At 45.3% G+C, this 18,948-nt stretch carries 17 protein-coding genes and 1 pseudogene; 11 read left to right on the top strand and 7 right to left on the bottom strand.

Annotated features, from left to right (window positions below):
* Positions 1–255: 255 nt before the first annotated feature.
* From VA249_RS01700 to VA249_RS01690, 3 genes are all read right to left on the bottom strand, one after another.
* The gene (locus VA249_RS01700) at positions 256–1,302 is read right to left on the bottom strand and encodes an MJ1255/VC2487 family glycosyltransferase (RefSeq protein WP_221068594.1); all 1,047 of its coding nucleotides are present in this window, start codon (positions 1,300–1,302) and stop codon (positions 256–258) included.
* Positions 1,299–1,853 carry a phosphatase PAP2 family protein gene (locus VA249_RS01695; protein WP_128811737.1) on the bottom strand — a complete coding sequence of 185 codons (555 nt, stop codon included), beginning with the start codon at positions 1,851–1,853 and terminating at the stop codon, positions 1,299–1,301. The genes VA249_RS01700 and VA249_RS01695 overlap by 4 nt, the downstream gene beginning before the upstream one ends.
* Before the next feature lie 138 nt (positions 1,854–1,991).
* The gene (locus VA249_RS01690) at positions 1,992–2,783 is read right to left on the bottom strand and encodes an SH3 domain-containing protein (protein WP_221068593.1); all 792 of its coding nucleotides are present in this window, start codon (positions 2,781–2,783) and stop codon (positions 1,992–1,994) included.
* A 509-nt stretch (positions 2,784–3,292) separates the two neighbouring features.
* Between VA249_RS01690 and leuA the strand changes: the two genes are divergently transcribed.
* The 5 genes from leuA to VA249_RS01665 all read left to right on the top strand — a co-directional run bounded on the left by leuA (position 3,293) and on the right by VA249_RS01665 (position 8,991).
* Positions 3,293–4,840, top strand: a complete 1,548-nt coding sequence (gene leuA / locus VA249_RS01685; protein WP_221068592.1) for a 2-isopropylmalate synthase — start codon at positions 3,293–3,295, stop codon at positions 4,838–4,840.
* A gap of 87 nt (positions 4,841–4,927) precedes the next feature.
* Complete coding sequence (leuB, locus tag VA249_RS01680; protein ID WP_221068591.1) at positions 4,928–6,019, top strand: 3-isopropylmalate dehydrogenase; 1,092 nt, start codon at positions 4,928–4,930, stop codon at positions 6,017–6,019.
* A gap of 23 nt (positions 6,020–6,042) precedes the next feature.
* The gene (leuC, locus tag VA249_RS01675) at positions 6,043–7,461 is read left to right on the top strand and encodes a 3-isopropylmalate dehydratase large subunit (protein ID WP_221068590.1); all 1,419 of its coding nucleotides are present in this window, start codon (positions 6,043–6,045) and stop codon (positions 7,459–7,461) included.
* Positions 7,462–7,473: 12 nt separating this feature from the next.
* Complete coding sequence (gene leuD, locus VA249_RS01670) at positions 7,474–8,076, top strand: 3-isopropylmalate dehydratase small subunit (protein ID WP_221068589.1); 603 nt, start codon at positions 7,474–7,476, stop codon at positions 8,074–8,076.
* A 132-nt stretch (positions 8,077–8,208) separates the two neighbouring features.
* A complete protein-coding gene (locus VA249_RS01665) occupies positions 8,209–8,991 on the top strand; it encodes a DUF547 domain-containing protein (RefSeq protein ID WP_221068588.1) in 783 nt (260 codons plus the stop codon).
* Positions 8,992–9,166: 175 nt separating this feature from the next.
* Here the strand turns inward: VA249_RS01665 and djlA are convergent, their stop codons facing one another.
* Positions 9,167–10,018: a co-chaperone DjlA gene (gene djlA / locus VA249_RS01660; protein ID WP_128811744.1), complete on the bottom strand. Its 852-nt coding sequence runs from the start codon at positions 10,016–10,018 to the stop codon at positions 9,167–9,169.
* A gap of 270 nt (positions 10,019–10,288) precedes the next feature.
* On the opposite strand from djlA, the gene lptD reads away from it, so the two are divergent.
* The 6 genes and pseudogenes from lptD (at position 10,289) to apaH (ending at position 17,105) form a co-directional block, all read left to right on the top strand.
* Positions 10,289–12,658, top strand: a complete 2,370-nt coding sequence (gene lptD, locus VA249_RS01655) for an LPS assembly protein LptD (RefSeq protein ID WP_221068587.1) — start codon at positions 10,289–10,291, stop codon at positions 12,656–12,658.
* A gap of 61 nt (positions 12,659–12,719) precedes the next feature.
* Positions 12,720–14,003, top strand: coding sequence for a peptidylprolyl isomerase SurA (gene surA, locus VA249_RS01650; protein ID WP_221068586.1), 1,284 nt, complete (start codon positions 12,720–12,722; stop codon positions 14,001–14,003).
* Complete coding sequence (pdxA, locus tag VA249_RS01645) at positions 13,993–14,991, top strand: 4-hydroxythreonine-4-phosphate dehydrogenase PdxA (RefSeq protein WP_211916518.1); 999 nt, start codon at positions 13,993–13,995, stop codon at positions 14,989–14,991. Before surA ends, pdxA begins: the two co-directional genes overlap by 11 nt.
* Positions 14,988–15,797 (top strand): 16S rRNA (adenine(1518)-N(6)/adenine(1519)-N(6))-dimethyltransferase RsmA, encoded by an 810-nt coding sequence (gene rsmA / locus VA249_RS01640; protein WP_211915466.1) that lies wholly within the window; start codon positions 14,988–14,990, stop codon positions 15,795–15,797. Before pdxA ends, rsmA begins: the two co-directional genes overlap by 4 nt.
* 109 nt (positions 15,798–15,906) lie before the next feature.
* Positions 15,907–16,287: a Co2+/Mg2+ efflux protein ApaG gene (gene apaG, locus VA249_RS01635; protein WP_128811748.1), complete on the top strand. Its 381-nt coding sequence runs from the start codon at positions 15,907–15,909 to the stop codon at positions 16,285–16,287.
* A 12-nt stretch (positions 16,288–16,299) separates the two neighbouring features.
* Positions 16,300–17,105: pseudogene (gene apaH / locus VA249_RS01630) on the top strand (bis(5'-nucleosyl)-tetraphosphatase (symmetrical) ApaH).
* Between the two features lie 69 nt (positions 17,106–17,174).
* On the opposite strand, the gene folA reads toward apaH, so the two are convergent.
* The 3 genes from folA to VA249_RS01615 are packed head-to-tail and all read right to left on the bottom strand — an operon-like array spanning position 17,175 to position 18,937.
* A complete protein-coding gene (gene folA, locus VA249_RS01625; RefSeq protein ID WP_221068585.1) occupies positions 17,175–17,654 on the bottom strand; it encodes a type 3 dihydrofolate reductase in 480 nt (159 codons plus the stop codon).
* 9 nt (positions 17,655–17,663) lie between these two features.
* Positions 17,664–18,137, bottom strand: a complete 474-nt coding sequence (locus tag VA249_RS01620) for a threonine/serine exporter family protein (protein ID WP_164837222.1) — start codon at positions 18,135–18,137, stop codon at positions 17,664–17,666.
* Positions 18,137–18,937: a threonine/serine exporter family protein gene (locus VA249_RS01615; protein ID WP_221068584.1), complete on the bottom strand. Its 801-nt coding sequence runs from the start codon at positions 18,935–18,937 to the stop codon at positions 18,137–18,139. The genes VA249_RS01620 and VA249_RS01615 overlap by 1 nt, the downstream gene beginning before the upstream one ends.
* Positions 18,938–18,948 lie beyond the last annotated feature (11 nt).

Here is an 18,948-nt window from a genome sequence, read left to right as displayed (position 1 = left end):
TATTTAGTTAAACCAAATCAAATATTTAACTAAAACATAAAAAACTATAAAAATGCGTTTTTAGCCATTTCATATCAAGTATTTATCGTATCTATACAAAATATAGCGACACAAACAATACATTTAGCCACATTATTATTACCCTGCACATTTAAGAATTATTGCGAATGATTCACTGACCAACGAGATAATGAACGCTAAATTATGCAGACAAAGATCAGGGAAGAAGCCTATCGAACAATACAGTCATAAGCTTCATAAATGGGACACATAACTAGGAAAATCCACTTGCTGCCAAAGCTTGTCGGCAAGTTTAGCTTGCGTGTTCCAATCCCCCTCAACAACCCAATGTGCTATCGCTTTCGCGACATCAGGATAAGTCACACTTTCTACATGTGAGTCTCTGAGCCACTGGCGAACCGAAGAAATATCGAGACTGTCCATGGATGTCGCTAGCCCCAATTGCTCTAATGTTGCAACGTTGCTTTGTTGTTCAAACTGTCCTGCTAAAGGTTTTAGCAGCAGTTTCTTACCTAGAGAGAGCGCTTCTGAGGGCAACTCAAATCCTCCATTCGCGATCACGCCACGGCAGCGATGTAAGTGATGTTGAAAACGACCGTGGGACAAGGGTTGCAACTCGATGTTTTCGACTTGTGAAGATTCCATCACATCAGGGTGATAGCAAATAAATGGCTGCTGATTGAAGTGAAAAAGAAGATCCGTGATGTCCTCAATCGCCTCGAAAGGCAGATACACCAAGACAAAGTCCCCCTTATCACTCACCTCTGATGAGGTATGGATGATGGGTGGTAATATGGGCTGATCATAGTGATACCAATGCAGCCCAATATGGTGTTGTGCAGGCGCAAAATATTCGATAACGGACTTATCAATCCAATTCGCTCCCTTAAGTGGCACTGAGTAGCGAAAAGCGTTCTGATGGCTAATGCCAATGCAGGGCTTTTTTTGCTTACGAGCGGCCCATGCCGATACGGGTTCAAAATCATTGATCACTAAATCGTAAGAAGAGAGATCAAGTTGTGTTACCTCTTTGAAAAACTGCATCAAATTATTGCTAAGCGCTGTCTTGGTATAACTGACCGAGCCCTTTTTAGTCTCAAACGTAAAACCACGACGCGTTTGATAATCACCAAATGCCTCCATTGAGAAATACTTCTCGGGTGCACGACCAGAAAACAAAAAATCCACCTGCACATTGTGCATTTTAAAGGCTTCACCCATCGCTCGCGCTCGAGCTATATGACCATTTCCAGTGCCTTGAACTCCATATAGGATTTTCATCCACTTACTCCTACTATGTCGATTGCGAAAGAAGCACACAGACTACCTAGCACCGCGCCAACAATAATGTCAGTAAAGAAATGGACCCCAAGTAATATGCGCGACAAGCCAATGAGGCTCGCCCATAGAAAGGCAAACGCCCCTAGTTCTGGATAGAAATGGTGAATCACGCTCGCCATGACAAACCCTGCAGCCGTATGGCCTGAGGGCAAACTGTAGCGATCTGATGGTGTAATGAATGCAGGAAGGTGTTCGCTTAACTCTTTCGGTCGACGGCGTTTAACGCTGTTTTTTAGAACCCAGTAAATGGGCAGTTCCATTGCAAAAGCAACCAAGCCTACCCATAAAAACCATTGCCCATGTTGCTTATCTAGCAACCAAGCTAATAGTCCAATAACAAGATAAAGGTGCCCGTCTCCACTGTGTGAAATCCCCTTACTTACGTTGGCAACGGGTAAGCTAAAACGATGGCGTAAACAAATGTGGGAAAACGCCACGTCAAATTTCGCAATCGTGGCGATAGGCAGTGCAATGGTCTCAATAGTTCGCATGTCGCTTTCCTGTACTTTGACACTCTCTGCAAAGTAGGCGTTTGAAATGACAGCAACATGACGAGATGTTGGAGAATTAGTGACACGTCAACATTATGGGCATCATGCTTTTATACATTGATACAAATAAGACACCACTTAAAGGGGCTTGGTATTCGTCTCAGGAACATCGATATACCAAATTTTTCTCTGCTTACGACACGCTCTTAGGGACGCAGTGGTAACACGTTCATCCTTAGTGAGCTCATACACCAAGTCACGGCAAGTATAACGACCAAATAGCTCACTCTTCGAGGTTATCTGGCGTGCATTTTCACTGCGAGCAAGCAATTCGTTTGGCTTGGTAGACAAAATATCATGGTCTAAAACATTACTGCGCGCGTACTCTTGGTGAATATAACCCTTAACCATTCCATCTTGCTCAACGAGCAACCAAGGTTCCCCTTCTACTTTGGCAATAGCATTGAAATCTTCGTCTTTGCTCAACTCCCCTACCCTAAGGCTATTTGTGTCAGGGTGAGCAAGTAAATGAAGCGTAGTTTTAGCGCGGTAAGGCACATCCATAAACTCAAAATGGTAAGAGGTATCAACCCCCTTTACCGTAGCTTGCTTTATTTCTGCTTCTTTCCATTGGTTTGGCTGAACGAGAATGTTCCACCAAGAGTACGTCTCTGGATCTTTACCTTTAAAACGATCTCTATTATCTGACTCCAACGCCACCAGCATCTGATTCAAAAATGATTCACGTCCGTCTTCACTCAGGTATTGAGCCATCTGTTCGTTGATCACTCGAATACTTTGCTCATGATCGCTCATCATTACTGAAGATGGCGTTTCATCCTTATTCACGAGTTGAAGTAGCTGACACCCAGGTAAGCTAACCAGAGAGAGACTCAACACGAAACGTCCAAATTGTTTTGCGAGAACCATTCTTTCCAACCTATTCACTCTAATCAAAAAGCCCGTATATCTTGCGATGCGCAGCTTCACTATAAATCGTCTTAGAAAATTGTCGTAACCCAATTGAGCCCTTTGTGTGCTAGGTCGCAAAGCGTGTGACTTTGCTCCGTGTCACTAGAAAAACAAGGCAAAAGTTATCATTATCGATCTCTGTTCCCCACTCACTTTGGCGGCCCTCTTTTTCACTCTACTGATCCGATATGAACAAAAAATCGTCTTTGGGGTTGACGTGTTCCATAGAGTGCGGTACTAATTTGTTAACTTAATTTTGTGGAATGCTTAACAACTATGTCAGCACATTTTTCTATCCTACTTAACCTCCTCCTGATCGTGACCAGTTCGCGCGGGTAGGCTGTGGAAGAAAAATAACCACACATCTTCTAAGAAGCCCGCATGAAAATGCGGGCTTTTTTATATCTAAATACTGGAAGTAAACGATTAACTTACGCGAAAGTGTAAAAATCATGAAGGATGCAAACATGAACGATCAGGTCATTATTTTCGACACCACATTGCGTGATGGCGAACAAGCGTTGTCAGCAAGCTTGACGGTTAAAGAAAAACTGCAAATTGCCTATGCGCTTGAAAGGCTGGGCGTTGATGTTATCGAAGCGGGATTCCCTGTCTCTTCTCCAGGTGATTTTGAATCTGTACAAACCATCGCAAAGCACATCAAAAATAGCCGAGTTTGTGCCCTTTCCCGTGCCGTCGCAAAAGACATCGATGCGGCAGCGCAAGCGCTAAAAGTTGCGGATGCGTTTCGAATCCACACTTTCATCTCAACTTCTACGGTTCACGTCCAAGACAAATTACGACGCAGCTATGATGATGTCGTAGAAATGGCGGTTAAAGCCGTTAGACACGCTCGCAACTATACCGATGACGTTGAATTTTCTTGTGAAGATGCAGGCCGTACTCCCATCGACAATCTATGTCGCATGGTTGAAGCCGCTATCGATGCGGGCGCGAGCACCATCAACATTCCTGACACGGTTGGCTACACAGTACCAAGCGAGTTTGGCGGTATCATTCAAACACTCTTTAACCGTGTGCCTAACATCGATAAAGCAATCATATCCGTGCACTGTCATGACGATTTAGGCATGTCTGTCGCCAACTCAATTGCAGCGGTACAAGCCGGTGCGCGTCAAGTTGAGGGGACCATCAACGGTATCGGCGAACGGGCAGGCAACTGCTCTCTAGAAGAGATCGCAATGATCCTTAAAACGCGTCAAGAGTTTATGGGCGTACACACGGGGCTAAAACATGATGAAATTCATCGCACCAGTAAACTCGTTAGCCAGCTATGCAACATGCCGATCCAAAGCAACAAAGCGATCGTTGGCGCGAACGCATTCAGCCACTCTTCAGGTATCCACCAAGATGGCATGCTAAAAAACAAAAATACTTACGAGATCATGACGCCAGAATCGATTGGTCTTAAGAACCAGGCGCTAAACCTAACCAGTCGCAGTGGTCGTGCCGCCGTGAAGAGCCACATGGACGCAATGGGTTACAAAGACGAAGAGTACAACCTAGACGCATTATACGAGGACTTCTTGAAGCTGGCAGACCGTAAAGGTCAAGTGTTCGATTATGATCTAGAAGCCCTAATGCACTTCTCGAACTTGCGTGAAGAAGACGACTTTTACAAGTTGAACTACCTAAGCGTGCAATCTGGCAGTGTCATGGCCACCACCAGTGTAAAAATGCAATGTGGTGATGTGGAAAAATCTGAAGCGGCCGTCGGTAATGGTCCGGTTGATGCGCTATACCAATGTATCTACCGAGTGACAGGTTACGAGATCGTGCTAGACAAGTTCGACCTAACCGCGAAAGGCGAAGGGGAAGATGGGCTTGGTCAGGCTGACATCATCGCTAATTACAAAGGCCGCAAGTACCACGGAACTGGCGTTTCAACCGACATCGTAGAAGCCTCTGGTCAGGCGCTATTGCACGTCATTAATAGCATCCATCGTGCCGATACCATCGAAGAAATGAAACAAAAGAAAATTGCGACCGTTTAATGGGATTCATTGGAGTCTGAACCACACCTCAGACTTCAACCAAATTCATTTAGATATGCTCCAAAATAAAAAATTTAAAGGATTAACATGACAGACAAATCATACAAAATTGCCGTTTTACCTGGTGACGGTATTGGCCCAGAGGTAATGGCGCAAGCCCACAAAGTCTTGGATGCCATCGAAAAGAAACACGGCATTGCGTTTGAACGAGATGAACATGACGTTGGCGGTATCGCGATCGATAATCACGGTTGCCCACTTCCAGAGAGTACCGTCAAAGCGTGTGAAGAGTCTGATGCCGTGTTATTTGGTTCTGTCGGTGGGCCTAAATGGGAGCACTTACCTGCCAACGACCAACCAGAGCGTGGCGCATTGCTGCCGCTACGTAAACATTTCCAACTGTTCTGTAATCTTCGCCCAGCACAAATCCATGCGGGTCTAGAAGCGTTCTCACCATTACGAGCAGACATCTCTGGCCGTGGTTTCGACATCGTGGTAGTACGCGAATTGACTGGTGGTATCTACTTTGGCCAACCAAAGGGGCGTGAAGGTGAGGGGTCAACAGAAAAAGCGTTTGATACCGAGGTTTACCATCGTTTTGAGATCGAACGTATAGCAAAAATCGCTTTTGAATCCGCTCGTCTACGCCGTAAGAAAGTCTGTTCAATCGATAAAGCGAATGTTCTACAAAGCTCCATCCTATGGCGTGAAGTCGTTGAGCAGATTGCCAAAGACTACCCTGATGTTGAGCTATCCCACATGTATATCGATAACGCAACCATGCAGCTAATCAAAGATCCTGCTCAGTTTGACGTTATGTTGTGTTCGAACATCTTCGGCGACATCATTTCTGATGAGTGCGCGATGATCACGGGTTCTATGGGTATGCTGCCATCAGCAAGCCTAAACGAAAGCAAATTCGGTCTGTACGAACCAGCAGGCGGCAGTGCACCAGACATCGCAGGTAAGAATATCGCAAACCCTGTCGCTCAAATCTTGTCAGCAGCCTTGATGCTGCGTTACAGCCTTGGCGAAGAAGCGGCGGCACTCGATATTGAAAACGCCGTCTCTAAAGCGCTTTCTGCTGGAGAGTTAACCGGTGATCTTGCGGGTGATAACCTAGCACTTTCAACGTCAGAGATGGGCGATAAAATCGCTGAGTACATTCTAAATTCATAATAATTACATGGAAGTAAATGAGCATGGCTAAAACGCTTTACGAAAAGGTTTACGATGCGCACGTCGCCGTCGCCGCTGAGGGTGAAAACCCAATTCTTTATATTGATCGACACTTGGTTCATGAAGTGACCTCTCCTCAAGCATTTGATGGTCTGCGTGAGAAAGGTCGTCAAGTGCGTCAGGTGAGCAAGACGTTTGCCACCATGGACCACAATGTTTCCACCACCACCAAAGACATTAATGCCTCTGGTGAGATGGCGCGCATCCAAATGGAAACGCTATCGAAAAACTGTGAAGAGTTCGGTGTCACCCTTTACGACATTAACCACAAGTACCAAGGTATTGTGCACGTTATGGGCCCAGAGCTAGGGATTACTCTACCGGGCATGACCATTGTTTGTGGTGACTCACACACCGCCACCCACGGTGCGTTTGGTTCACTCGCTTTTGGTATCGGTACGTCGGAAGTTGAGCACGTATTGGCAACACAAACGCTAAAACAAGCGCGCGCAAAAACGATGAAAATCGAAGTAAAAGGCAAAGTTGCACCGGGTATTACTGCAAAAGATATCGTGTTAGCCATTATCGGTGAAACCACGGCTGCCGGCGGCACCGGTTATGTTGTTGAGTTTTGTGGCGAAGCCATCACTGATCTTTCTATGGAAGGTCGTATGACCGTATGTAACATGGCGATTGAACTAGGCGCAAAAGCCGGTTTGATTGCACCTGATGAAACCACATTCGAATACATCAAAGGCCGTAAGTTTTCTCCTCAAGGGGCGGATTTTGATGCTGCCGTTGAGTATTGGAAAACGCTAAAAACTGATGATGCTGCCCAGTTCGATGCCGTCGTAACGCTAAACGCAGCAGATATCAAACCACAGGTGACTTGGGGCACTAACCCAGGACAAGTGATTGCGGTAGACCAACCTATTCCAGCACCAGAAAGCTTTTCAGACCCAGTAGAAAAAGCATCAGCAGAGAAAGCGCTCGCTTACATGGGGCTAGAATCAGGCAAATCATTATCGGATTACAACGTTGATAAAGTCTTCGTTGGCTCTTGCACTAACTCACGTATTGAAGATATGCGTGCAGCAGCAGACGTAGCAAAAGGCCGTAAAGTGGCTGCTCACGTTCAAGCACTTATCGTTCCTGGTTCTGAGCAAGTCAAAGCGCAAGCGGAAGCTGAGGGTTTGGACGTTATCTTTAAAGAAGCAGGCTTTGAGTGGCGTTTACCAGGCTGCTCCATGTGTTTAGCGATGAATAACGACCGTCTTGGACCTCATGAGCGTTGTGCGTCAACATCAAACCGTAATTTTGAAGGTCGCCAAGGTCGTGATGGACGTACCCACTTAGTGAGCCCTGCGATGGCAGCGGCTGCAGCGATTGCGGGTCACTTCGTTGATATTCGTGAATTGGCTTTTTTTGATAAACAGGACTAGAGGAAAGAACAGATGTCAGGTTTTAAACAACACACTGGTTTGGTTGTGCCTCTAGATGCCGCCAACGTCGATACCGATGCGATCATTCCTAAACAGTTTCTACAAAAGGTTTCGCGCCTTGGTTTTGGGAAGCACTTGTTCCATGACTGGCGTTTCCTAGATGATGCTGGCGAGCAGCCAAACCCAGAATTCGTAATGAACGCTCCACGCTATAAAGGCGCGTCTATTTTGCTCGCACGTGAAAACTTCGGTTGTGGCTCATCTCGTGAGCACGCGCCGTGGGCACTCGCCGATTACGGCATCAAAGCGATGATCGCCCCAAGCTTTGCCGATATTTTTTACGGCAACTCAATCAACAACCAAATGGTGCCCGTTCGTCTTACAGAGCAAGAAGTGGATGAAATTTTCCAGTTCGTTGAAGCCCATGAGGGCGCTGAAGTGGAAGTGGATCTCGAAGCCAATGTGGTTCGTGCAAACGGCAAGGAGTATGGTTTTGAAATCGACTCATTCCGTCGTCATTGTTTGCTAAACGGTTTAGACAATATCGGCCTAACCTTGCAACACGAAGATAAGATTGCGGAGTACGAAGCGAATATTCCAAGTTTCTTAAGCTAATTCGATTCTCAATCAAGCAAAAAAAGGTTGGTATGTGCCAGCCTTTTTCGCTTTATTCCCAGAATTTCAGGAAAGAAATTCCATCGTGTAGAGGTCTACACTATCAATAAGGTTAAGCCCTAAGGATTCCCTATGAAGCGTCTACTCTTGCTATTGTGTGCCCTCGTGTCGTTTTCGACATTTTCTGCTCCTAAATCGGATTTATGGCCGTATTGGAAGCAATCAAATGAAGCGAACCAAAACCAAATATCTCATCAAGAGTGGCAGCAACTGCTCGATACTTACCTCGTTGAACAAGGCGAAAATGCGTTATTTCGCTATAACAAGGTGTCTTCTACCGACAAAGCAACATTGAAGCAGTACATCCAACGACTGGCGAAACTCGACCCTTTGCAATACAAGCAAGCAGAACAATACGCGTATTGGGTGAACCTTTACAACGCCATCACGGTAAAGCTAATCCTAGACAACTACCCTGTCGAATCAATTACTAAACTTGGTGGCTTATTTAGCTTTGGGCCTTGGGGAGAAGACGTGGTGGTGATTAACGGTAAAAGTCTGACTTTAAACGACATCGAACACCGAATTTTGCGCCCGATTTGGAATGATCCACGAACCCATTATGCCGTGAACTGTGCGAGTTTAGGCTGCCCAAATCTTCAAACTCAGGCATTTACCGCAGACAACACACAAGCGCTACTCGATAACGCCGCAAAAACATTCATCAACAGCAAAAAAGGCGTCTCTGTTCAAGGTAACACCGCGCAACTGTCGTCAATTTATGAATGGTTTGCCAATGACTTTGGTGGTGAAAAACAACTGTTCAACCATATCTCCGAGTACGCACCGCAGTACAAAAACTTCTCTGGAAAGGTGACATACGAGTACGACTGGAGCTTAAATCAAGTACAGTAGTCTTTCTTTAATTCTCTGACTCTCTGATTCCTTAAAAAAAGCATTTGGACACCTGTAACCTAAAAGCAAAAAGACAGCTGTGGGCCAAATACTCGTTCTAAGATCCCAAAGACACCAAGAATCAAAAAAGGGCACTGAGTGCCCTTTTCTTCATTGATTGATAAAAATCCGAGGTCTATTTAAAACCTTTTACCTTTTTAATCAGGTCATAAGCGTTTTGAATTTCTTGAGATTTTTCTTTCGCGACGTTCATCATCTCTGGCGGTAAACCTTTCGCCATCAATTTATCTGGATGATGTTCATTCATCAATTTACGATAAGCTCGCTTAACGGTTTTGCTATCTGCGTCTGATGACACATCCAGAATTTCATACGCATCTGCCAACTTATCCGCCTGAGAAGCTTGCTGCCAATCTGATGACTGATATTGGCCTTGTTGACCATGGAAACCACCTTGGCTTTGAAAACGAAAAGCCGCTTCTTGCATATGCAAGCGTCGTTCTAATTGTTCAGATGAAAAGCCTAAGCCACGTGCGATCTTATGCAGTACATTGCGTTCACTTGGATGAACCGCACCATCGGCAAATGCCGCAGAGATCTGTAACTCAAGGAAGAACTGCAACAAGTCAAAACGACCAGAAGATGAAATTTTTACCCGCATCAATACATCGTCAAGCGGGAAGTCACTTTCTTTGCCCTCTCGAAACGCATCTTGCGCCGCACGACGTTGCTCGCCATGCAAATTCATGCGTTCCATCATGGCAGAAGCCAATTGAATTTCTTCTTTTGTCACTTGGCCTTTTGCTTTTGCCACGTGTCCCATTACCGCGAATGCCGCCTTGAAAAACTCTTCTTGTCGCTGCGCTTGGCTTGGCCCCTTACCAAAACCGCCAGTAGAAAAGCCCGCTTGGCTCAATCGACGAGCTTTATCAAACTGATGTCCAATAAATAGACCAAGCAACAAACCAAATGGGCCACCGAGCAACAAGCCAAAAAAGGCACCCAATATTTTGCCAAAAATCTGCATTATGTGTTCTCTATCAATGAATTTTTATCGACGACAGCGGTCTTATAGTGCCGGACGCAACGATTTCCTTTATGATAATGGAATTAGTTTAAATTTGGTCAGGTCTTTTTACCTGCCCATCTTTTCAGCGATCGTCAGTAATATTATGCCACAGCGTACCCATGCTCTGGGATAAATACTAATGATTGTTGATTCATTTTGGCTATCTCTGCGCGGGAACAACTAGCCCTATAGCCATCGAGTATTAGTGACACAGGAAAGTTCAATTCAATGCAACATTTCTCCCGCACATTTTTAGCGGCCTCTATCAGCACCGCCTTGCTTGTACCCACAACACAAGCTGAAGTGAATATACAAGATAGTGTGCAGGAAATGCCCACCACAGATCAATGTCTGGTCACAGCAAGTGGTGAGGAGGACGCACTCAATGCCCCTGTGGTTGTTCAAGCTGACAGCCTACAAGCAATCAACGGTGACAAAGCACAGTACTCGGGCAATGTTGAAGTAACACAAGGTCCGAAAAAAATTACCGCTGATAGCGTGACGCTTCATCAGCAAGATAATGTCGTTGTCGCCGAAGGTAACGTGACGTTCAATGATGGACAAGTTAAAGCACGCTCTGATCGTGTAACGAATGACATCAATCAAGACACGTTCTCACTAGAAAACACCGATTACCAGTTCCTATGTCAGCAAGGACGAGGAACCGCGGCGTATATTGCACGCACGGGCCAATCTGTCTATGAGCTAGAAGATGGCTCTATCACATCTTGCCCTCAAGGCGATAACTCTTGGCGCTTAGTGGCATCAGGTATCGATGTTGATCAAGATGAAGAAACAGCAACACTGCATCACCCTCGCTTTGAAATACTTGATGTCCCTGTTTTCTATGTGCCTTATCTAACTATGCCGATTGGCGACACCCGTAAGACCGGTTTCCTTTTCCCATCATTGTCCTATGGCTCAAGTGATGGTCTCGAGGTTGAAGTGCCGTTTTACTGGAATATTGCCCCAGAATACGACATGACACTGACCACGTTATATATGCAGCAACGTGGTACAAAACTCGATGCTGATTTTCGCTACCTCACCGATGGTTGGGGTCAAGGTGAAATCAAAACTGAGTACATGAACAGCGATAAAAAGTATCAAGATGAATCACGTTGGGGCTATCAATTTAAGCACGATGGCATCATCAACAAGCATTGGGTGGTAAAAGCCGATTACTCGAGAGTCAGCGACATCGATTACTTCCGTGACCTCAGCTCTGATCTTGGTAATCGCGAAGATGGCCAATTGATCCAAGAAGGTCAGGTGAAATATCGCTCTGATTTTTGGGACGCCTCTTTGACTGTCCGTGATTTCCAAATCTTATTACCGGACGAAAACAAGCCATATCGCTTACTTCCTCAATTTGATTTGAATTACTACACACCACTTTGGGGTGACTACGTTAACTTTGACGTAAAAAGCCAAATTAGCCGATTTGAGGTTGAAGACACCGATAGACCAAATGCGACGCGTGTACATATCGAGCCTGGATTAACCATTCCATTATCGAATACGTGGGCAACATGGACCACCGAAGCGCGCGTTCTTTCAACATACTACTCGCAAGACATATCAGACTTAACTGACGCAAAACTCAAGAGTCAGTTAGATGAAAACGTATCACGCGTAATTCCAGAGTTCCGCTCTCATGCTCAGCTATATCTTGAGCGTGATACCACTTTTATCGAGGGCTATACACAAACGCTGGAACCTCAAATTCAGTATTTGTATATACCTGAAGAAGATCAGTCGAATATCTACGACTATGACACAACACAACTGCAAACCGATTATTACGGTTTGTTCCGTAGCCGTCGATACAGTGGTCTAGACTTCATCGCCGCCGCCAACCAATTGAGCTACGGTGCAAGTACTCGCTTCTTCGATGAAGATTATAAAGAACGTCTAAACATCTCATTTGGACAAATTTATTACATCAACAAAGACACGAAATTTAACAAGAAGTCTCAAGATAATGCGTCTGATTCAAGCGCAACCAATTACTCCTCTTGGGCCATAGAGACTGACTTCAACTACAACGACTACTTGTTCTATCACGGTGGTATTCAATACGATGTCGACCTTGGCGAAATGCAACTCGCCAACAGCACGCTGGAATATCAGTATGAGGGCGGCTTTATCCAAGGTAACTATCGTTATGTCACTTTGGATTACATTACTAACACCGTACAAAATAACGATGACGCGAGAACAGACTGGTCAAGAGTGACACGCAAAGGCATCTCTCAGGCTGGTATTGTCACAGCGTACGAGTTTAACCCAAGATGGTCGGCAAGCGGTCAGTACTATTACGATCTAAATGAAAGTAACACATTGGAATGGCTTGCGAGCCTGCGTTATCAATCAGATTGCTGGTACATTGGCTTTACTTACTCAAATCAACTACTTGGTTGGGAAGGCGATGTTATTGGCAGCGAAGATGCGTCACCAGAGTACGAAAATAACATCAGTGTAAACTTTGGTATTCAAGGCTTTGCAACCTCAGAAAGAGCGGCAACAGCAGCGAAAGAACTAGATGGGTCAGACAACGCGATCAAATACGGTCGTCCATTCTATCTGAACAATTAATCGATTTAAGCGTCTTAACCAATAGCAAGACGCTTAATTGACATGACTAACGGAATTTTAAATGAAAATCTGGAAATCGATCATTTTCACAACCCTACTTTCATGCGGTGCTGTAGCGGCGCCGGTCGAACTCGATAAGGTTGCTGTCATCGTAAACGATGGTGTAATTCTACAAAGTGACATCAATACGGCGATGAAAACGCTGCAAGCCAACGCTCGTCAAAGTGGTCAGAACATTCCCTCTGCAAGCGTGCTAAAAGATCAAGTTGTAGAAAAACTCATTATTGACACCCTTCAAGGCCAAGAAGCCGAGCGCATTGGTGTACGTATCGATGACAACCGACTAAACCAAGCGATTGCAGAGATTGCGCGCAATAACAATCAAACGGTGGAGCAACTGTCCGCTTCTGTTCAGACTGAGGGATTAAGCTACTCAGAGTTTCGTGAGCAAATCCGCAAAGAACTTGCTGCATCCGAAGCTCGCAATGCATTAGTTCGTCGCCGTATCAACATTCTACCGGCAGAGGTGGATTCATTAGCCGAGCAGCTTTCTCAACAAACTAACGCGACTGTCCAATACAAAATTGGTCATATCCAATTGCGTTTCAATGATGATAAAGACAAATCAGAGGTTGAAACAGAAGCCAATGAATTGGTTAAAAAACTAAAAGACGGCGCTAATTTCTCTGAAATGGCTTACACCTATTCAAAAGGTCCAAAAGCACTGCAAGGTGGTGATTGGGGTTGGATGCGTAAAGAAGAAATGCCAACCATCTTTGCTGACCAAATCAAGATGCAAAACAAAGGCAGCATCATTGGCCCATTCCGCAGTGGCGTAGGCTTCCATATTCTAAAGATTGAAGATGTAAAAGGTCTTGAAACTGTCGCGGTAACCGAAGTCAACGCTCGTCACATTCTGATCAAACCGACCGTTATCCTAAGTGATGATGGTGCGAAAAAAGAGCTAAATGAATTTGTTCGTCGCATTAAAGCAGGTGAAGCGACCTTTGCTGAACTTGCAACACAGTACAGCCAAGACCCAGGTTCAGCGGCACAAGACGGTGAGTTAGGTTACCAAACACCTGATTTATACGTACCAGAATTTAAACACCAAGTAGAAACGTTGCCTGTTGGCTCGATCAGCGAACCTTTCAAGACGGTTCACGGCTGGCACATTGTTGAAGTACTCGATCGCCGTCAAGTTGACCGCACCGACTCAGCAATGAAAAACAAAGCATACCGTATTCTATTTAACCGTAAATTTAATGAAGAAGCTGGCGCATGGATGCAAGAGCTACGCGCGAGTGCGTTCGTTGAAATCGTGGATGACAATGATGACAACTAATCCGATTCGCCGAATCGTGGTAACCGCAGGGGAACCTGCGGGGATCGGCCCAGACTTAGTGCTTGCCCTGTCGAAAGAAGACTGGGCACACCAAATTGTGGTTTGTGCCGACAAAAATATGCTGATGACACGAGCTAACTTACTTGGCATTGATGTCCAACTGACTGATTACAATCCTAAAGAAGCGCCAAAAGCGCAAAAAGCTGGCACGTTGATTGTTGACCATATAGAGATGGCAGAAAATGTCGTTGCAGGTCAACTCAATGAAGCCAATGGCCACTACGTACTAAAAACGTTAGAAAGAGCCGCTTTGGGCTGTATGAATGATGAATTTGATGCTATTGTCACCGGCCCTGTACATAAGGGGGTGATTAATCGCTCTGGTGTCGCTTTTAGCGGCCACACCGAATTCTTCGCCGAGAAATCCAACACACCACTGGTTGTAATGATGTTGGCCACCGAAGGTCTGCGCGTTGCATTAGTCACAACGCATATTCCTTTAGCGTATGTGTCCAAAGCAGTCACGCAAGAACGATTAGAAAAAATCATCGATATTCTGAATAACGACCTTGTAGAAAAATTTGCCATCTCGAAGCCAAACATCTATGTTTGCGGGCTAAATCCACATGCGGGAGAAGATGGCTGTTTAGGTCGAGAAGAGATCGAAACCATCACTCCAACATTGGAAAAGATTCGACAAGAAAAAGGAATCAATCTGATCGGCCCATTGCCGGCAGATACTATTTTCAATGAAAAGTATTTAAACGATGCTGATGCTGTTTTAGGTATGTACCACGACCAAGTGTTGCCAGTATTAAAATACAAAGGCTTTGGTCGTTCAGTAAACATTACTCTTGGTCTACCTTTTATAAGAACCTCGGTAGATCACGGTACTGCATTAGAACTGGCAGGGACAGGTCAAGCGGATACAGGGAGCTTCCGAACAGCGCTCACGCATGCGATAGAATTGGTAGAGAAGAAACAATGAGAAATGATGTCCATTTAGGACACAAAGCGCGTAAACGTTTTGGTCAAAACTTCCTGAACGACCCATACATTATTGATGGCATCGTATCAGCAATTAACCCAAGACCAGGTCAAAACCTGGTTGAGATCGGCCCTGGCCTTGGTGCAATCACCGAGCCTGTTGGTCGTGAAGTCGACAAATTCACGGTTATTGAATTAGACCGCGACTTGGCAGAACGTTTACGTAATCACCCAGAATTGGCAGACAAACTGACGATTCATGAAGGCGATGCGATGCGTTTCGACTTCAACCAACTCGTGAAGCCAAACAACAAGCTACGTATCTTTGGTAACTTGCCTTACAACATCTCTACGCCGCTGATGTTCCACCTGTTTGAATTCCATAAAGATGTTCAAGACATGCACTTTATGCTTCAAAAAGAAGTGGTTAACCGTTTAGCAGCTGGTCCTGGTAGTAAAGCATATGGCCGTTTAACGGTAATGGCGCAGTACTACTGTAAAGTTGTTCCTGTACTAGAAGTGCCACCAACAGCGTTTGTTCCACCACCAAAAGTGGACTCTGCGGTTGTTCGCTTGGTGCCTTACGAAGTACTGCCACATCCAGCAAAAGATCTTCGTTTGTTGGACCGTGTTTGTCGCGAAGGGTTTAACCAACGCCGCAAAACCGTTCGTAACTGCTACAAATCACTATTAAGTGTTGAGGTTCTGGAAGAGCTAGGTATTAATCCAAGCATGCGTCCAGAAAACCTAACGCTGCAACAGTTTGTCGCGATGGCGAACTGGCTAGCGGACAATCCGCAGCACTAATAACGATAACAATAAGCCAAACCTTTACCGGTTTGGCTTATTACTATACTAATCACAATAAATAAGTGTTATTTACTACGATTGGTATTACGTATATCAAGGAGTGTACATGGACGTCATTCAACCTTGCATTAAAATACAAGTTCACACCAAATACATCGAAGAACAGTCCAACCCAGAACTTCAGCGTTTCATTTTTGCTTACGTCATTACCATTAAAAACCTCAGCCAACAAACCGTACAATTGATCAGCCGACGTTGGTTGATTACCGATGCCAATGGCAAACAAATGACCGTAGAGGGAGATGGTGTTGTCGGTCAGCAGCCATTCATCTCGAGTAACGATGAATACACCTACAATAGTGGTACTGCAATAGAAACGCCCGTTGGGGTCATGCAAGGCCATTACGTGATGCTGGATGAAAAGGGACAGGAATTTATTACCGAGATCGAACCATTCCGTCTCGCTGTTCCAAACGTCTTAAATTAATCAGGAGACTCAGTGGCTACCTACATTGTTGGTGATATCCAAGGCTGTTTTGATGAATTACAGCAGCTACTAGAACATGTTAAATTCTCAAAACAAGAAGACCAGCTTTGGCTTGCTGGCGACCTAGTAGCAAGGGGACCTAAGTCACTAGAAACATTGCGTTTTATAAAGTCTCTTGGTGACAGCGCTAAAGTCGTACTGGGAAATCATGACTTACACCTTATGGCGGTTTCACAAGGATTGAAGAAAGTCAAAGATAAGGACAAAACCGCACCTATCTTCTCAGCGCCAGACAAAGAAGAACTACTGGCTTGGCTTGCCCAACAACCGCTTTTAGAAGAGCATGAAGAGTTTGTTATGTGCCACGCAGGTATCTCACCTCAGTGGGACTTACCGACAGCCAGAGCCTGCGCTCGTGAAGTAGAAAGCATCATTCAAAGTGAGCAATTGTCTTGGCTGCTCGAAAACATGTACAGCAACCAACCAGACCTATGGGATGACTCCCTCTCAGGGCTCGACCGCTATCGCTACACCATCAATGCGTTTACTCGTATGCGTTTTTGCTTACCTGATGGTCGCTTGGATATGGACTGTAAATTACCACCGCAAGAAGTGTCAGAAGACGAACTTGTGCCATGGTTTAAACTGCCACAACGAGTACCTCTAGAAAAAACCGTTCTATTTGGTCACTGGGCAGCGCTGCAAGGGCATATTGGTGAGAGCATTATTGGCCTTGATACTGGCTGCGTTTGGGGGGTTCACTAACTATGATTCGTTGGGAAGATAAGCAAGTCTTTACTCAAGAAGCGCTAAGTTAATCGTACTCCTTTACTACTTATTCATACAAAAAAGCACCGAGAACTCGGTGCTTTTCTTATTCAATTCGATTACTTTTCTAAAATCGTAAAACGCATGTTATAAGCGTTTTTCTCATCCGCTTGGTACGCTTCAGAATAGGTTTCTTTGAAGTCATTGCTCCATCGTGGGAACTGAGTATCTCCCTCAACTTCAGCTTCTATATGAGTCACATACAGTTTGTTTGCCATTGGCAGGCAAGCCGCGTAAATAGCACCACCGCCAATGATCATCACTTCTTCTACCGAACCTGCAGCCTCAAGCGCTTGTTCAATCGAAGTTACGGTTGTTACTCCCTCAATTGAAAGTGAAGCATCGCGACTAATTACGATATTCAATCGACCAGGTAAAGGACGCCCGATAGAGTCATAAGTCTTACGCCCCATCACAACAGGTTTGCCCATGGTGCTGCGCTTAAACCATGCAAAATCGGCCGGAAGGTGCCAAGGCATCTGGTTGTCTTTGCCGATGATTCGGTTGTCTGCCATCGCAGCAATCATACTGATGATCATGTTGGATCCTTAAACTATGGGTCTTCGACGATAGAATAACAGTCCCGGAACGGCTAAGCCAACCGCCAAACCTGCAATAATAAACATCGCTTTAAGAAAGTTTTCCATGCACGTCGCAATAAGCTCCGGCGAATAACCTAAGTGGTTTATCTCCACCATGGCAATCATCGCTTTATAAGCAAATACGCCCGGAACCATCGGAATTAACGCTGCAACAGTAAAGACTTTAGGGTGAGCGAGGAAACGACGTGACCAGAGCACGCCAATCATGCCGACTAACGTTGCAGCGAAAAACGTTGCCCATTCAATTGATAACCCGAAATGCATCATCAAATACCGGCTACCGTGACCAATCGCACCGCCCATCGCGCAATACTTAAGTGCATTTTGTGGCACGTTAAATACCATTGCAAAGCCAACCGCAGGAATAGCTGCGAAGAACATATCGTTTAAGAGCCCTAAGGCTAAATCAAAGGCACTCATTAGCTCATCCACCCCCAAATACCCGTTACTTCCATCGCAGCGACAATTCCGAGGCAAGTTGCTAGCGTTAGCAAGCTGGCCATTGTGAAGCGAGCAATCCCCATATTAATGTGCCCTTTCAGCATATCGGCAACTGAGTTAATGAGTGGAAAACCGGGAACCAACATCAATACCGATGATGCCATGGCGACGGTCGGTAAATTACCAATTTCGAAGATCACGGCTTGAGCAGAAATAAGCGTCGTAACGAAAGCGGTAACCGCGAAATTAAGTAGAGGATTAAAGTGGCGATGACCAATTTCTTGTCGAACGATCATCCCACCAGCGGAAGCAAGGAATGTCATGGCAAACACGCCTAAATCCCCTCCCGCAAGGTGACTGAATGCCGCACAAGAAAGGCCTATCATGGATACCACTAACCAACGGTTATAACGTTCTGGGCTAATGGTGTTAAGCTTTTTCTGCGCCATTTTTACATCAAGAAGACCGCGTTCCATCATAATACAGATCCGCTGGATCTGTGTTATCACCCGCATATTGATCCCGCGATCTGCGCAGCTTCGCGTCGTGGTAATACAATGATCACCCATCACGGTTGTGACGACTAATGCGTTTGCCGATAACGCGACTTCCACTTCGTTGACCTCACAAGCGAGACCAATACGACGCATAATATCACTCACCAAGGTACTTTCGGCACCATGCGCGAGCAGCATTTGACCAGCTTGTGCGACAAGCCGTGAAATGGTTCTTTGATTTATTCTTGCCAGTTCTTCTGACGACATAACTTCCATTGTCATAAAGACATCTC

Origin of the sequence: Vibrio alfacsensis (genome assembly GCF_019670485.1) — a bacterium.
GTDB classification, from domain to species: domain Bacteria; phylum Pseudomonadota; class Gammaproteobacteria; order Enterobacterales; family Vibrionaceae; genus Vibrio; species Vibrio alfacsensis.
This window is presented reverse-complemented; position numbering and strand designations above follow the sequence as displayed.

Excerpts from the sequence above, each read along its gene's own strand:
- VA249_RS01700 (WP_221068594.1), bottom strand. The coding sequence starts at position 1,302 with ATGAAAATCCTATATGGAGTTCAAGGCACTGGAAATGGTCATATAGCT.
- VA249_RS01695 (WP_128811737.1), bottom strand. The coding sequence starts at position 1,853 with ATGCGAACTATTGAGACCATTGCACTGCCTATCGCCACGATTGCGAAA.
- VA249_RS01690 (WP_221068593.1), bottom strand. The coding sequence starts at position 2,783 with ATGGTTCTCGCAAAACAATTTGGACGTTTCGTGTTGAGTCTCTCTCTG.
- leuA (WP_221068592.1), top strand. The coding sequence starts at position 3,293 with ATGAACGATCAGGTCATTATTTTCGACACCACATTGCGTGATGGCGAA.
- leuB (WP_221068591.1), top strand. The coding sequence starts at position 4,928 with ATGACAGACAAATCATACAAAATTGCCGTTTTACCTGGTGACGGTATT.
- leuC (WP_221068590.1), top strand. The coding sequence starts at position 6,043 with ATGGCTAAAACGCTTTACGAAAAGGTTTACGATGCGCACGTCGCCGTC.
- leuD (WP_221068589.1), top strand. The coding sequence starts at position 7,474 with ATGTCAGGTTTTAAACAACACACTGGTTTGGTTGTGCCTCTAGATGCC.
- VA249_RS01665 (WP_221068588.1), top strand. The coding sequence starts at position 8,209 with ATGAAGCGTCTACTCTTGCTATTGTGTGCCCTCGTGTCGTTTTCGACA.
- djlA (WP_128811744.1), bottom strand. The coding sequence starts at position 10,018 with ATGCAGATTTTTGGCAAAATATTGGGTGCCTTTTTTGGCTTGTTGCTC.
- lptD (WP_221068587.1), top strand. The coding sequence starts at position 10,289 with ATGCAACATTTCTCCCGCACATTTTTAGCGGCCTCTATCAGCACCGCC.
- surA (WP_221068586.1), top strand. The coding sequence starts at position 12,720 with ATGAAAATCTGGAAATCGATCATTTTCACAACCCTACTTTCATGCGGT.
- pdxA (WP_211916518.1), top strand. The coding sequence starts at position 13,993 with ATGACAACTAATCCGATTCGCCGAATCGTGGTAACCGCAGGGGAACCT.
- rsmA (WP_211915466.1), top strand. The coding sequence starts at position 14,988 with ATGAGAAATGATGTCCATTTAGGACACAAAGCGCGTAAACGTTTTGGT.
- apaG (WP_128811748.1), top strand. The coding sequence starts at position 15,907 with ATGGACGTCATTCAACCTTGCATTAAAATACAAGTTCACACCAAATAC.
- folA (WP_221068585.1), bottom strand. The coding sequence starts at position 17,654 with ATGATCATCAGTATGATTGCTGCGATGGCAGACAACCGAATCATCGGC.
- VA249_RS01620 (WP_164837222.1), bottom strand. The coding sequence starts at position 18,137 with ATGAGTGCCTTTGATTTAGCCTTAGGGCTCTTAAACGATATGTTCTTC.
- VA249_RS01615 (WP_221068584.1), bottom strand. The coding sequence starts at position 18,937 with ATGACAATGGAAGTTATGTCGTCAGAAGAACTGGCAAGAATAAATCAA.